This window comes from Xanthomonas sp. NCPPB 3583 (assembly GCF_041475715.2).
Taxonomy (GTDB): Bacteria; Pseudomonadota; Gammaproteobacteria; order Xanthomonadales; family Xanthomonadaceae; genus Xanthomonas; species Xanthomonas euvesicatoria.
Genome location: NZ_CM191263.1, coordinates 699454 through 713806, shown reverse-complemented (window position 1 = coordinate 713806; position 14353 = coordinate 699454). Strand labels below are relative to the sequence as shown.

General features: G+C 64.9%; 13 protein-coding genes. 7 read left to right on the top strand and 6 right to left on the bottom strand.

All coding sequences use genetic code 11. From position 1 onward, the window contains the following. Window positions 1–428: 428 nt before the first annotated feature. A complete protein-coding gene (locus ACCQ07_RS03155) occupies window positions 429–1181 on the bottom strand; it encodes a DNA-formamidopyrimidine glycosylase family protein (protein ID WP_372353726.1) in 753 nt (250 codons plus the stop codon). Between the two features lie 104 nt (window positions 1182–1285). On the opposite strand from ACCQ07_RS03155, the gene ACCQ07_RS03150 reads away from it, so the two are divergent. The 3 genes from ACCQ07_RS03150 (at window position 1286) to ACCQ07_RS03140 (ending at window position 5124) form a co-directional block, all read left to right on the top strand. After that, on the top strand, window positions 1286–2056 hold the full coding sequence (locus tag ACCQ07_RS03150) for a DUF72 domain-containing protein (protein WP_372363780.1): 771 nt from the start codon (window positions 1286–1288) through the stop codon (window positions 2054–2056). A 271-nt stretch (window positions 2057–2327) separates the two neighbouring features. Further along, window positions 2328–4001, top strand: a complete 1674-nt coding sequence (gene treA, locus ACCQ07_RS03145) for an alpha,alpha-trehalase TreA (RefSeq protein ID WP_371893392.1) — start codon at window positions 2328–2330, stop codon at window positions 3999–4001. Between the two features lie 427 nt (window positions 4002–4428). Next, complete coding sequence (locus ACCQ07_RS03140) at window positions 4429–5124, top strand: AIM24 family protein (protein WP_218504852.1); 696 nt, start codon at window positions 4429–4431, stop codon at window positions 5122–5124. A gap of 338 nt (window positions 5125–5462) precedes the next feature. Here ACCQ07_RS03140 and ACCQ07_RS03135 read toward each other — a convergent pair whose 3' ends face one another. After that, entirely contained in the window at window positions 5463–6374 is a 912-nt protein-coding gene (locus tag ACCQ07_RS03135; RefSeq protein ID WP_372162574.1) for a CorA family divalent cation transporter, read from the bottom strand. 237 nt (window positions 6375–6611) lie between these two features. Between ACCQ07_RS03135 and xopV the strand changes: the two genes are divergently transcribed. Further along, a complete protein-coding gene (gene xopV / locus ACCQ07_RS03130) occupies window positions 6612–7598 on the top strand; it encodes a XopV/AopV family type III secretion system effector (protein WP_372165153.1) in 987 nt (328 codons plus the stop codon). A gap of 86 nt (window positions 7599–7684) precedes the next feature. On the opposite strand, the gene cycA is transcribed toward xopV, so the two are convergent. Together cycA and ACCQ07_RS03120 are read right to left on the bottom strand one after the other, a co-directional pair. Continuing rightward, entirely contained in the window at window positions 7685–9061 is a 1377-nt protein-coding gene (gene cycA / locus ACCQ07_RS03125) for a D-serine/D-alanine/glycine transporter (protein ID WP_218496657.1), read from the bottom strand. Between the two features lie 784 nt (window positions 9062–9845). Beyond that, window positions 9846–10061, bottom strand: coding sequence for a hypothetical protein (locus tag ACCQ07_RS03120; RefSeq protein WP_011346280.1), 216 nt, complete (start codon window positions 10059–10061; stop codon window positions 9846–9848). A 298-nt stretch (window positions 10062–10359) separates the two neighbouring features. On the opposite strand from ACCQ07_RS03120, the gene ACCQ07_RS03115 reads away from it, so the two are divergent. Next, the gene (locus tag ACCQ07_RS03115; protein ID WP_372165151.1) at window positions 10360–11133 is read left to right on the top strand and encodes a transporter substrate-binding domain-containing protein; all 774 of its coding nucleotides are present in this window, start codon (window positions 10360–10362) and stop codon (window positions 11131–11133) included. 97 nt (window positions 11134–11230) lie between these two features. Here the strand turns inward: ACCQ07_RS03115 and ACCQ07_RS03110 are convergent, their stop codons facing one another. Then, window positions 11231–12106, bottom strand: coding sequence for a DMT family transporter (locus ACCQ07_RS03110; RefSeq protein ID WP_031420908.1), 876 nt, complete (start codon window positions 12104–12106; stop codon window positions 11231–11233). 160 nt (window positions 12107–12266) lie between these two features. Between ACCQ07_RS03110 and ACCQ07_RS03105 the strand changes: the two genes are divergently transcribed. Together ACCQ07_RS03105 and ACCQ07_RS03100 are read left to right on the top strand one after the other, a co-directional pair. Next, window positions 12267–13181 (top strand): class I SAM-dependent methyltransferase, encoded by a 915-nt coding sequence (locus ACCQ07_RS03105; RefSeq protein WP_277569666.1) that lies wholly within the window; start codon window positions 12267–12269, stop codon window positions 13179–13181. Window positions 13182–13375: 194 nt separating this feature from the next. Then, window positions 13376–13921: a hypothetical protein gene (locus ACCQ07_RS03100; RefSeq protein ID WP_372363778.1), complete on the top strand. Its 546-nt coding sequence runs from the start codon at window positions 13376–13378 to the stop codon at window positions 13919–13921. A 228-nt stretch (window positions 13922–14149) separates the two neighbouring features. Here the strand turns inward: ACCQ07_RS03100 and ACCQ07_RS03095 are convergent, their stop codons facing one another. Continuing rightward, on the bottom strand, window positions 14150–14344 hold the full coding sequence (locus ACCQ07_RS03095) for a hypothetical protein (protein WP_029818569.1): 195 nt from the start codon (window positions 14342–14344) through the stop codon (window positions 14150–14152). Window positions 14345–14353 lie beyond the last annotated feature (9 nt).

Genomic DNA, 14353 nt, shown 5'->3' with positions numbered 1-14353 from the left:
CGCCGCGCCGGCGCGCGTTTGGAATTCGTTGTTTGGCCAGGCAGGGCCAGCCGCCATTCACATTGCGCCGCAGGTTGCGCAAGCGAATTGCCAGTGCGCCACGGGCCAAACAGCGGGCGCGCCGCTGTCGACACCAGCATCCGAAACAGGCAAGGCACATCGCCGGCCATGCGATGCGCAGGCCAACCGCCAGCACCGCGAAAAACTGCGCACCCGGCGACGCCCAACCGCGCAGTGCATCTGCCCGAACGCTGTTGCACCGGTACGCCAGCGCTCCCACCGAAGACGCATCGCCATCCGCTCACTGGCAAGCCAACGACAGGCGCACGCAGGTCTCGGCCAGTGCGAGCTGGTGCTGAGTGACCGCAATCCGTCGGCAGGCCTTACCCGGTCCGCCCGCCGCTTTCCCGGCCGCGGCGCGGCGCAGCTCAGGCCTCGTCGGCGCGGTACAGACACTGGCAGACCTCGCAGAAAAACGCGCGACGCCCGGCCTTGCCCAGATGCTTGCGGTACTGCAGCGGCGCGCCGTCGCGCGGGCAACTGGTCTTGGTGTGCACCTGATAATGCTTCTTCAGCACGAAGGCTTTTTTCCAGGTGTAGAAGTCGAAACTGTAGTCGCGTGCCTGGGTGACCAGTTCGCCCAGCTTGCGCGCCGGTAGCGCGCCCACGGTGCTTTCCGGATGCACGCGGATACGATGCAGCACCTCGTTCTTGATGATGTTGCCCACGCCGGCAAAGATGGTCTGGTCGAGCAGTGCATCGGCCGCCAGCAGTGCCGGCGCGGCGCGTAATTTGCGGCGTGCCTGCGCTGGGTCCCAGAGCGGGTTCATCACATCCGCCGTCCAGTCGTAGACCTCGTCCAGCGGGCGCTCGATGAACTGCACCGAGCAGGCATAAAAGTTCAGCCGCTGGCCATTGGAAAATTCCAGGCACAAGCGCGGCACCGCGTTGGGCTTGTCTTCGTTGATGCGGTAGCTGCCGAACAGCAGGAAATGGATGCGCACGCTGAAGTGCGCAAATTCGATCAGGAAGTGTTTGCCCCAGCTGCGCAGTGCCAGCACTTTTTGCTGGTCCAGACGGGCGATGTCCTGCTTGCTGTTGCCGGACACGCGCACGATCTTGCGACCGACAAACGCTTGGGTATCTTCGCGCAGGATGACAAGTGAGGGACCTTCTGGCATGCGCCCAGTATCGAAGCGCTGCGTGATTCGCCCGTGATCGCGATGCACACGACATCCTGACGCACGCGCATGCATAGAGTGCTGCCACCCTCCGCTTGCCTGCCATGCCAGCTCGTTCATCCGGTGCCATTGCACGTGTGCGTTGTGGTTGCGCGGGCTGGTCGATTCCTGCCGCCGACCGTGCACAGTTCGGCGAGGGCGCCAGCGTGTTGCAGCGCTACGCCACGCGTTTTGACGCGGTGGAAATCAATTCCTCGTTCTATCGCCCGCATCGCGCCAGCACCTACGCACGATGGGCCGACAGCGTACCGGAGGACTTTCGTTTTTCGGTCAAGCTGCCGCGCAGCATCAGCCACGACGCGCGCCTGCACGGCACCGGGCCGCTGCTGGATGCCTTCCTGGCGCAGGCCGGCGCGTTGGGAACACGACTGGGCTGCCTGCTGCTGCAACTGCCGCCCAGCGCGGCCTTCGATGCCGCGGTGGCCTCGCGGTTTTTCGCGATGCTGCGCCGGCGCTGGGACGGCGGCGTGGTCTGCGAACCACGCCACGCCAGTTGGTTCGCCGCACCTGCGCAGGCGCTGCTGGCACGCCATCGCATTGCACGCTGCGCCGCCGACCCGGCGCCGGTGCCCGCGGCCTCCCTCCCGAGCCTGGCTGCTGCGCCGCTTTACTGGCGCTGGCATGGCGCACCGCGTATCTACTACAGCAGCTACGCGCACACCGCACTGCAGGCGCTGGCCGCCACGGTGCGCGCCAGCCACCCGGATAGCACGCCGCCACCGCCCGAACGCTGGGTGATCTTCGACAACACCGCAGCCGGGTGCGCCACCTCCAATGCGCTGGAATTACAGCGCCTGCTGAAGAACGAGCGCTAGCGCAAGCGGGCAGGTGGCGGTCTTCCGGCACGTCACTGGCGCGCATCTTGCAGCAGCCAGACTGCAGGGATGCCGGCGCGCCACAATTCAAGCTGCCTGAGTGCCGCGCCGATATGCCTGGACCGACGCACGTTGCGGCACCACGCCGATCAGCTTGCTGAATCCAGTCGTCCCCGTGCGAAGCCTGTCGGCGTGCCGGCACCCCGCTCGGTCCCGCCCGCCACATCGGTCGTTTACCATGCCCTACGCCACTGCCCGTTCTGGAGATGTCATGAGTTCTGCCGCGCCCCCGTGCTGCACGTCGCTGCTTGGCCTGTCGCTGAGCATGTTTGTTGCGCCGGGCACGCTGACCGCCGCGCCGCTGGACCCTCCGGTCGTCAATGCGCCGGCGCCCACGCCGCCCACGCCCGACCTGGCCTACCCGGAACTGTTCCAGGCCGTGCAGCGCGGTGAGCTGTTCGACGACCAGAAGCACTTTGTCGACTTCCTGCCGCTGCGCGACCCGGCGCTGATCAATGCCGACTATCTGGCGCAGCACGATCACCCCGGCTTCGACCTGCGCAAGTTCGTGGATGCCAATTTCGAAGAATCGCCGCCGGTGCAGACCGACGCGATCCGCCAGGACACCGCGCTGCGCGAGCACATCGACCTGCTGTGGCCCAAGCTGGTGCGCAGCCAGAACCACGTGCCGCCGCACAGCAGCCTGCTGGCGCTGCCGCATCCGTATGTGGTGCCGGGCGGGCGCTTCCGCGAGGTGTATTACTGGGATTCCTACTTCACCATGCTGGGCCTGGTGAAGAGCGGCGAAACCACGCTCAGCCGCCAGATGCTGGACAACTTCGCCTACCTGATCGACACCTACGGGCATATTCCAAACGGCAACCGCACCTACTACCTCAGCCGCTCGCAGCCGCCGTTCTTCTCCTACATGGTGGAGCTACAGGCCGGCGTGGAAGGCGAGGCGGTGTATCAGCGCTACCTGCCGCAGTTGCAGAAGGAATACGCCTACTGGATGCAGGGCAGCGATGACCTGCAGCCCGGCCAGGCCGCGCGCCACGTGGTGCGCCTGGCCGACGGCAGCGTGCTCAACCGCTATTGGGACGAGCGCGACACCCCGCGCCCGGAGGCCTGGCTGCACGACACCCGTACCGCCGCAGAAGTGAAAGACCGCCCGGCCGCCGAGGTCTACCGCGACCTGCGTGCCGGCGCCGAAAGTGGCTGGGACTACACCAGCCGCTGGCTGGCCGACGGCCAGAACCTGCGCACCATCCGCACCACGGCTATCCTCCCGATCGACCTCAACAGCCTGCTCTACCACCTCGAGCGCACGCTGGCGCAGGCCTGCACGCAAGCCGGCGCAGAGTGCACCCGCGATTACGCCGCACTTGCACAACAGCGCAAGCAGGCCATCGACGCGCATCTGTGGAATGCCGCCGGCTACTACGCCGACTACGACTGGCAGACGCGCACGCTGAGCAACCAGGTCACCGCCGCCGCGCTGTACCCGCTGTTCGCCGGCCTGGCCTCGGACGATCACGCCAAGCGCACCGCCAGCACCGTGCGTAGAACGCTGCTTCGCCCCGGCGGCCTGGCGACCACCGCAGTGAAGACCGGCCAGCAATGGGACGAACCCAACGGCTGGGCGCCGCTGCAATGGGTGGCCGTGGATGGCCTGCGGCGCTACGGCGAAGACGCGCTGGCACGCACCATTGGCGAACGTTTTCTGGCCCAGGTACAGGCGCTGTTCGCACGCGAGCACAAGCTGGTCGAAAAGTACGGCCTGGAAACCGATGCGGCCGGCGGCGGCGGTGGCGAATACGCCTTGCAGGACGGCTTCGGCTGGACCAACGGCGTCACCTTGATGCTGCTGAACCTGTATTCGGGCAAGGATGCCAAAGCCGCACCCGCCAAGCGCGTGCGCAAGCCCGAGGCGGCCGCGCGCTGAGGATGGTGCCGCTGCCGCGCAGTGCGTGGCGGCGGCAGGGTCGGATCATTGGCGGCGGGTCTCGGACGGTGCACGTCACCGATGCGCAGTACCGCCGTCGCGGCAAAATGACGCGCTCTGCATTTTCCGGCAACAGGTCGCGAGCAGTCGTGCGATGAGGCATTGCCCGCACGAGCCGTGGCAGACGGGCCACCATGGCGATCCTGCGCACCGGCGACGCGCTCTGATGGTGTGCGCAGCCGCGTGGAGCGCAGCTCTTCGATCCGCACCTGGTTCGCCCGCAAGCGTAGAGGGCGATTGCTGATCGCCACATTGCCGCTGTCATCGCGTGCGGCGATGCGCAGCACTTAGGCTCCCGGTGCCGGCCCGCGACTGCACCGCAGAGGGCCGCGTATCATGCGCACTCTTTACACTCCAGGACGGACCCATGGCCGTACGCACGCTCAACGAATTTCTCGCCCATTCCAAGGAAAAGGACGTCAGCCCCGATCCGTTCGAACTGGAAAACCCGCATCTGCTGGAAGTGCGCCTCGACGGCATGGTGTGGTCCAAGGCCGGCGCCATGGTGGCGCGCACCGGCAACGTCAAGTTCACCCGCGAGGGACTGCTGGAACAGGGCCTGGGCAATCTGCTGAAAAAAGCCGTGAGCGGCGAAGGCATGCAGTTGATGAAGGCCGAAGGCCAGGGCCGCGTGTATCTGGCCGATGTCGGCAAGATGATCACGCTGCTGCGCTTGAACGGCGAGGCGATCTTCGTCAACGGCAACGACGTGCTGGCGTTCGAATCGGGCGTCGAACACAAGATCACCATGATGCGCAAAGTGGCCGGCATGCTCTCGGGCGGGCTGTTCAATGTGCGCCTGAGCGGCCACGGCATCGTGGCGATCACCTCGCACTACGAGCCACTGACCTTGCCGGTCACCGCCGCCAGCGGTCCGGTGTTCACCGACCCCAACGCCACGGTCGCCTGGTCCGGCACGCTGACCCCCGAGCTGGTCACCGACGTCTCGATCGGCACGCTGTTCGGCCGCGGCTCGGGCGAAAGCATGCAGATGCGTTTTGCCGGCGAAGGCTGGGTGGTGGTGCAGCCGTACGAAGAAGCCAGCTTCCAGGCCAAGGGCTGACCAGGCCGCCCGACAGCAGCAAGCACTGCACATTGCCCGGTTGCACGCCATGCACCCGGGCAGTTTTCCGGCCAACCCCGTAGGAGCGCCCCCGGGCGCGAGGGCCTTCCCGGTAACCCCACATCGCGCCCGGGGGCGCTCCTACGGGGTTCCCGCATTCTGCCGCGAGCTGCTGGGCGACCGAACTGCACCAGCTCGGCATTGCCTAGTCTGGAAACCGCGCGCAACAGATGATTGCGCTAACGACACGTTGTAGGAGCGCGCCCGGGCGCGAGCGCCTTCCCAGTCACGCCATAGCGCGCCCAGCAGCGCTCCCACGGTTTACGGGCGCTGATGCGTCACACCCAGCCACGCTTGCGAAACCACGCCAGCGGCACCACTACGCTCAGCGCGATGATGCCCAGCGCCCAGAAGTAATGGTCGTGCCCCTTGAGTTCGGGCATGTAAGAAAAGTTCATGCCCCAGATGCCGACCAGCACGGTGGGCGGAATGCCGACGACCGACGCCACCGCCATCACCTTCATCACGTTGTTCTGGTCCATGTTGATCATGCCCAGCACGCTGTCGAGCAGGAACTCGATGCGGTCGTCCATGTGCTGCTGGAATTCGCTCAAGGTGGTCAGGTCCTTGTGCAGCAGGGTGATGCGTTTGGCTGCATCGGCCCCGAACCAGTCCGGGGCGGCGCCATCCAGATAGGTGACCAGGCGCAGCATGCCTTGCCCTGCGTTGTGCAGGCCGCCAAGCTGGCGGCCCATGTCGCCGACCTGGTGCAACATGCGCTCCAGATCCTTGGTCTTGTGTGGGCTGTCGAATACCTGCCGCGTGGTCTCGGTCACCGCTGCTTCGAGTGCCTCAAGCCGGTCTGCCAGCCGCCCGACCAGTTGATCGAACATGCGTAACAGCAAATCGTCCGAGCTGTGGCAAGGCTCGTGTTCCAGCCGCGCGGTCAAGTCCTCCAACGAGCCGATGCGCTGCTCGCGCAAGGTCACCAGCATGGTCGGCGACAGCGCAAACCCCAAAGGCGCCGTGGGGCCGTCCTCGTCCTGGAAACGCGGCACATTGAGAAACAACACATCGCCCTGGCGACGCACCCGGCTGCTGAATTCGATCTCGCCGATCGCCGCACGATCAGGCAAGGCAAACCCCACTTTCTCAGCGGCTTGCGCCAGCTCCTGCGGGCTTGGCTGGCACAGGTCGACCCAGCAACCTGGGGTGTGCCGGGTTCCAGCAATCGGGTGGATCGTGATCATGCATCGACGGTGAGATGAAAGAGCCCAAGCATCCTCCGCGTCCACCATGGCGTCAACGCCGGCACATGCCCATCGGCGACGGCGACGACGGCCGTCCCTGGTCACACCTGCAATTCGCCGTGCGGTTTCTGCAAGGCAGCGAAAGCGTTCGCCAAATCGCACATCGATTCTGCTGTGCGCGGTATGCAGTTTCTGGCTGTCTTACATTTTCCGCTCACGCATTCCAGGAGTACGCGCATGAAGATCTCCGGCTCGGCGTCTGGCGGGCTACACGAGCCTGTCGGTCATGTGGATCCGCGACATGCCCCAGCGGTGTGCGACGACATCCAAATCGGCGTCCATTCCCAGCTTCGCGAGCTGCCCCGCCTGCGCCGAAGCGCATCAGCCAAGGGGCGATCGCCGGCGTTCGTCGCAGACAGCAGCCATCTCGATACGCTGTTCGGCAGCACCCAGCCTGCGCGCGGAAAGCTTCTAAAAGACGGTACCCACCGGACGCCGATCCAGGCTCAGGAAATAACGGAGGCTCCCGAGCACGTCAAGATCAATCCAACACGCCTGTTCGTCTCGACCGGTCCGGCACTGAAGACGCTGCATCGTCTCGATCCAGCCAAGCTATCCAACGATCTTGGGCTGAGCGAGGACGCCATCGATCGCATCAGAAGCACCCCGACGTTCCGCGGACAGACTGCAACCGACGTCCCGCCCAGTACGCCACTGGCTCAGCGCCTGCGCCTGGACGATCTGCGCGACAAGAAGGTGGAGTACAAATGGAACATCGCCAGCAATGGCAGCTTGGTCATCGGCGAAGGGCATCCTGGCGTGGTCCTGGACGAGCCGATGACAAGCAAGGACGCGCGCAAGAAGAAACAGCCATACGCGCAAGGCCATGTCACCCTCGTGGGCGGCCAACCATGGAACAAGACACCCTGGCAGGAAAATCGCCGCATACCGGAGGCGCGCATCAGCGGTACCCTGTACTACAACACGGAAGGCGAGCTCTGCATCGATAACGATTCGGGGCGATTCAGCGAATATGCCGACCGAACGTCAGACCATCTCGAAAACGTCGCCAAGCTCTTTCAGCACTACGGTCTGCCGGTCACGCCGGAATGGAAAGCAAAGAAACAGATTCCGTTGCAGCGTGTGCCCGCCGGGGCGGCCATCGCGTCACCGAGCCCGGCAGAGAAAGGCGAAGCGGCGCATCCTGACCCAAGCGGTGAATGATCCACCGGCCACGCGCATCGCCATGATGGCTCGCAGCGTGCGGTCACCGCCGCACGCTGCACACGCGATGAGTTCGCACCGATCGCTCAACGCTGCCGGTTCCCGCGGCGTTTGACTGCATAGCCAATGGTCAGGAGCAGGAACCACACCGGGCTGGCCAGCAATGCCTGACGCGTGTCGTCCTGCAGGGTGAGCAGCACGATGACGAAGCCGAAGAATGCCAGGCAGACGTAGCACATCAGCACGCCGCCGGGCATCTTGAACGCCGAGGCGGCGTGCTGCTCCGGGCGCTTGCGGCGGTAGGCGATGTAGGCGCACAGGATCAGCGACCACACGAACATGAAAAGCACCGCCGACAACGTGGTGACCAGCGTAAACGCAGTGACCAGGTTGGGAATCAGATACACCAGCATCGCGCCCAGCAGCAGGCACAGGCAGGAAAACAGCAGGCCGCGCGCCGGCACCGCCGCGCGCGACAGCTTGGCAAAGCCTTTGGGCGCATGCTGTTCTTCGGCCAGGCCGTAGAGCATGCGGCTGGTGGAAAAGATGCCGCTATTGGCCGAGGAGGTGGCCGAGGTCAGCACCACGAAGTTGATCAAACTCGCTGCCGCCGGCACGCCGGCCAGCACGAACAACTCCACGAACGGGCTCTTGTCGGCCACCACCTGTCGCCACGGCGTCACCGCCATGATGGCGATCAGCGCAAGCACATAGAAAATCAAGATGCGCACCGGGATCGAGTTGATCGCCTTGGGCAGATTGCGGCGCGGATCGGCGGTTTCTGCAGCCGTGGTGCCGACCAGCTCGATACCGACGAAGGCGAACACCGCAATCTGGAAGCCGGCAAAGAACCCGCCGATGCCCATGGGGAACATGCCGCCGTCGTTCCACAGATTCGACAGCGAGGCCACGTTGCCCGATGGCGAACGGAAGCCCCAGGCCACCAGCCCGGCGCCGGTGATAATCAACGCGGCAATGGCGATGATCTTGATCAGCGCAAACCAGAATTCCATCTCGCCGAACAATTTCACCGTGACCAGATTCAGGCTCAGCAGCAACAACACGCACAAGATCGCGGGAACCCACGGCGCCAATCCCGGAAACCAGAACTGCGCATAGGCCGCAATGGCAATGACATCGGCAATGGCAGTGATGATCCAGCAAAACCAGTATGTCCACCCGCAGAAAAACCCGGCCCACGGCCCGAGCAGGTCGGTGGAAAAATCGATGAACGACTTGTATTCCAGGTTGGAGAGCAGCAGTTCGCCCATTGCGCGCATCACGAAGAACAGCATCGCGCCGATGATGAGATAGACGAACAGGATCGACGGCCCGGCCAGACTGATCGTCTTGCCAGAGCCCATGAACAGGCCGGTACCGATCGCCCCGCCGATGGCGATCAACTGCAGGTGGCGATTGGACAGGCTGCGTTGCAGATGATCGGGCGCGGACGGGTCAGACATGGGCACGGCACCGGCAAGTGAACAAGCCGTCAAAAATACGAGATCGCGCCGACGCATACCAGGGGTTTGCGCCGCGGCAACCGCAAGGGCATGGATGCGCCGGCGCATGGTGGGCAGCTCGCCCCATCATGGTGCGTCGGTGGTGGCGTGTAGACACCCACTGTCGAGACAAGCACCGAACGCGTGGGCGCTGTGCGCATTGGGCACCCGGGTACCCAGTCGCTGCGCATCGGACAGCTGGCTCGCGCCCGCCTGATTCGCCAACTCGTGCCGGTCGGAACTGCGCTGACGGATCGCTTGCCGCAATGCCCGTTGTCGCGAGGTCATCGCCGGGCAGCAAGGCAGTGCACGGCATTGATGACGACGCCAACAGCACCACATGCAATAGATCGAGCCTGCAGCTGCGCCTCAGATCACACCACGGCGCTGCTAGTGCTGCCCCATTGCAGCGCAGCCGCACACAGCATGCGCGTGCCATGCTCGCGCCCGCTTCCCCGACCGCGCGCGTGACAAGCAGCATCTAGCGCACAACGTCGAGCGCACAAGACGGAGGACGAGCACGCAGAGACACGACGCCAGGCGAAAAAAATGGCCAACAGGAAGCAGGGCCAAACGCGACACTGACCTACTCTTCGTTGGCGCTACTATCAAGAGAACAAAACGCGGTACAGGCGTGGACGCCCGTGTCTTGAAAGACACGCGCCGACAAGTGGGACCGGCATGCGACGTGCTGTCACGGTGACGGCAGGTAGAGCTCATACCAGCGCAGTCGCACCGTCAGTACTCAACCACCCGCAAGGCCGCCGCCTACCCGCCCCGGCAGCGCTCCGTCGTCCTCCTGCTCCGGGTCGCCCACCTCATCGTTCAGGCCACCGCGTTGCGGCGGCTGTTCTTCCAGCGGCGTGTCTTCTTCGTTGGTATCGGGATCGGGCGTGCCATGTGCCAGAACAGCGGCGTCGGCGTTGGTCATGGTGCGCGCGGTGCGTGGATTCAGATGCATGAGCAGCTCCGATGGAATTCGACAGGAGCGTTAACGCTAGGCTGCATCGCGCTACTCCGCCGTGAGCCTGCAATGAGCTTGCGTGACATGCTGTTGACGTGGCGCAGTCGGCATGGCGCGAATGATCACACTCGACATCGCACGGCGCACAAGGCCCTCTTGCGCGGTCGCGCATCCACAACCGCAGACGGCCACGTCCAAGCCGGTAAGCAAGCCTGACCTGGCGCGCATGCGACGCCTTGCAGCGCAGGCCGCCGCAGCCACCGCTATCATGCCCAGACCTCGCCGAGACCATGCCATGCGCCATCGCATCTGCCTTGCATTGTTGTTGAGCTGCGGCACGGCGCACGCCGCCACACCGGCGTCGCGCCTGGATGCGGTGCTGCAATCGGGGGTGCTGCGCGTATGCACCACCGGCGACTACCGTCCCTATTCGTTGCTGCGCGGCGACGGGCAGTTCGAAGGCAGCGACATCGACCTGGTGCAGTCGCTGGCCGCCAGCCTGGACGCACGCGTGCGCCTGGTGCGCACCAGCTGGCCGCAACTGATGCCGGACTTGCTGGCCGACCGCTGCGATATCGCGGTCGGCGGGATCTCCATCACCTTGCAGCGGCAACGCCAGGCCAGCTTTAGCGCGGTACTGGATGTGGACGGCAAGATTCCACTGGTGCGCTGCGCCGACCAGGCGCGCTACCGCAGTCTGGAACAGCTCAACCGGCCGGAGGTGCGCCTCATCGAACCACCGGGCGGCACCAACGAGGCTTTCGCGCACCGCCAGTTACCGCAGGCCACGTTGCGGCTGTTCGCCGACAACACCACCATCTTTCAGGAACTGCTGGCGCATCGCGCAGACGTCATGATCACCGACGCCTCCGAAGCGCTGTATCAGCAGGCAAGGCTGCCAGGCCTGTGCGCCATCGCACCGGAGCAACCGCTGCAATACAGCGAAAAAGCCTTCCTGCTCCCGCGCGACGACCACGCCTGGAAAGCCTATGTGGACCAATGGCTGCACCTGAGCAAGGCCAGCGGCGACTATCAACGCATCGTTGAAGGCTGGCGGCAGCCGCGCTGAATGAGCCGGGATTAGGGATTCGAAAAGCAGCAAAGCTGCACGTCAAGTCGACTAACGCTGTTACAAATCCCCAATCCCGACTCCCCAATCCCCGCCGTCAAACAATCTTGGTTCGCCGCCACCAACGCGACACCTGTTCCTCGCGCACCAGGGTGAACAGACCGGCGCCCAGGATCAGCGCGATGCCCACGGCCATCGGCCAGTCCAGATGATCGTGAAACAGCAGGTAGCCGAAGGCGATGGCCCATAGCATCTGGCTGTATTGGGTCGGTGCGACAAGGCTGACCGGGGCCATGCGCGTGGCGTACATCATGCAGATGGCGGCCAGCCCGGCGAGCAAGCCGTAGCCGGCCAACAAGCCCCACTGGGACAGCGTGGGCCAGACGAAGCTCGGCAACATCATGATCCCGCCCATCACCAACGGGCCGATCACGCCAGCGCCGTACAAGGTCAATCGCTTCTCGCTATGGCCGGCCATGCGCAAGGCGATCACCGAGATGGCGCCGACCAGGCCACACACGATGGCCGCCACATGCCCGTGGGTGAGATGACGAAATCCAGGGCGCAGCACGATCAACACGCCGATGAACCCGACGATCACCGCCGACCATCGCCGCCAATGCACTTCTTCCTTGAGGAAGATCACCGACAGCACGGTGACGAAGATCGGCATCAGGAAGATCAGCGCGAATGCTTCGGCCATTGGCAAGGTGGTGAAGGCGATCACCGAGGTGAGATTGCCGATGGCGCCGGTGAGCGCACGCAGCAGCCACAGTGCCGGCTGCTTGGCCATCACCAGCTCGCGCAGCTGGTCGTCGGGCTTTTTCAGGAACGGCACCGCCAGCAGCATCAGCAGCGCGCCGAGAAACAGCACTTCATAGACCGGCAGCGTGCCCTCGAGCAGTTTCACGAACGCATCGCTGATCGAATAGGCCGCATAGCAGGCGAACCCCAACAACACACCTTTCAGCATTGCCCACACTCCACGGTTGACGCCGATCCGACGAGGTGTCGATACGGACTGCCTGCAGTATGCGTTGCAGCGTGTGTCAGCGAAACGGCGCGGGCAGTCGACCTCGGTGGCGAGCGCATGGTGGTGGCCCGGCAGCAGATGCCGCAACAGGTCGGTTACGATGCCGCTCCCTTCCTTGCAGCGGTGCGGCACGTGCCGCACGCCGCACACAGAGCTGTCAGCCGTGCCCCACTACTCCGGCCCCCTACTCGTTCTCGCCGATGCCCAAGCCCTGCTTGCCGCGCGCGGCAGTGGTCTGACTCACTGGACCGGCTCGCTCGACCTGGGCCGCAGTACCGACACTGCCCAGCTCGATGCACAGACCTGGCAATGGCGCGGCCGCGGTTATCCCTATCCGGGCAAACTCAAGGAGCGCACGCTGTACTTCTGGGATGGCGAGGATTTCGCGCCGATCTCGCGCTACAGCGGCGCATTGATCAAGCTGGTGCCCACCGAATGGGGCGCGCCCACGTTCGAGATCGATGGCATCAAGATGCTGCCGTCCGCGCAACTATCCCCATTCGAGGATGCGCGGCGCAAGGTGGCGCTGGTGGATCCGCGCGGCAAGATCGTGCTGGACACCTGCGGCGGCCTGGGCTACTTCGCCGCCTGCTGCCTGGAGGCCGGGGTCGCGCAGCTGTTCTCGTTCGAAAAGAATGCCGACGTGCTGTGGCTGCGCACGCTCAACCCGTGGTCGCCAGATCCGCAGGGCGCCGCTGCCGGCGGGCGTTTGCAGCTGACCCATGCCGATATCGCGCAGCACATCGCCACGCTGGCCGACGATTCGGTCGATGCCATCCTGCATGACCCGCCCCGCTTCGGCATTGCGGGCGAGCTGTATTCGCAGGTTTTCTACGGTCAGCTGGCACGCGTGTTGCGCCGAGGCGGGCGGCTGTTTCATTACACCGGCGCGCCGAACAAGCTCACCAGTGGGCGCGATGTGCCCAACGAAGTGAGCAAGCGCCTGGCCAAGGCCGGCTTCACCACGCAACTTGCCCTGGATGGCGTGCTGGCGAGCTTGCCTGCACGGCGCTGAGTGGTGCCTCCACGCCATTGACGCTGGCGATACGGCCCGCGCGATCATCGCGTGGCGAATGCAAGACAGCGTGCACTCGCGGCACGCATGCGCACTGCATGATCACGCGAGGCCGGCATGACGGTTACCGCGGCGGTTGCAGCGTGCCGCCGGCGGGATCTGCGATACTGCCGCGCCCTCGACACGGACGTTGCATGCGCGCCCATTTGATCATTGCCCTGCTGGTCTGGCTACTGCCGGTCACTGCGACACCAACACACGCGCAGACGGCATCGGCAAGCGCAGCATCACAGCCGATGTCGGAAGTGACCACGCGCTATCCGGTGACCACCGCAACGGTGGGCGGGCGTGTGATCCGCCTGGGCGAGCACCAGGGCAAGTGCGCGGTATCGCGCGACGGCGACGTCGTGGTACTGAGCATCGGTGCACCCTGCTACTTCAGCACCGATCGCCAACATGCCGCGCAGGTCCATCGCTTCCATGGCAGCGACGTCGTGCTGGTACAGCACGCGCATCCAACGTCGCGACCAGACTGGGATGTGGCCGTCTACGGGCCCATCTGCGCCTTCGAAGCGCAGGCGGTACGCGAGATCGGCGGCGTGCTGGAACCCGGCGGTGTCGCCGGTTCCTGGCATTGCGACCCGACCGTGGGGGCCGACCAGAAGCAGTTCGTCTACAGCTACGACACCTGGCCCAGGCACGGTGCGCGGCGACCTGCGCGCAAGCAAAAAGCGCATTGATGGATGCGCGAGCGCCGCGAGGCCGATGCGAATCCGGCCTGCTTTTGGTCAGCGCTGTTTGCCCGACACGCCGTTTGCGCCGCGCACCAGCATTTGCACGCTGCAGACGATTGCCTGCCGCCGCGCCTTAACCGCTGGGTGTCGGATGGCAGCGACGTCGCATGATCGGTGGCCACGCACACGCCGGGTCATGCAGCACGAAGACTGCAATCGCCGCCAACCGTGCCATCACCGCACGTGGCGGCGCGCGCGCCAACTTGCATATGCAAACCCGCCGACGATCAGCAACGGTACGCAGCTCAGCAGTGCATCCCAGCCAACAGCAATCCAGAAGCGATGCGGGTCGCTGTCGACCAGAAAGATCCGTGCCGGCCGGCCACGAATAACGCTGACATAGCGCCCTTCGAAGACTGCCTCACCCAATAGCCAAAA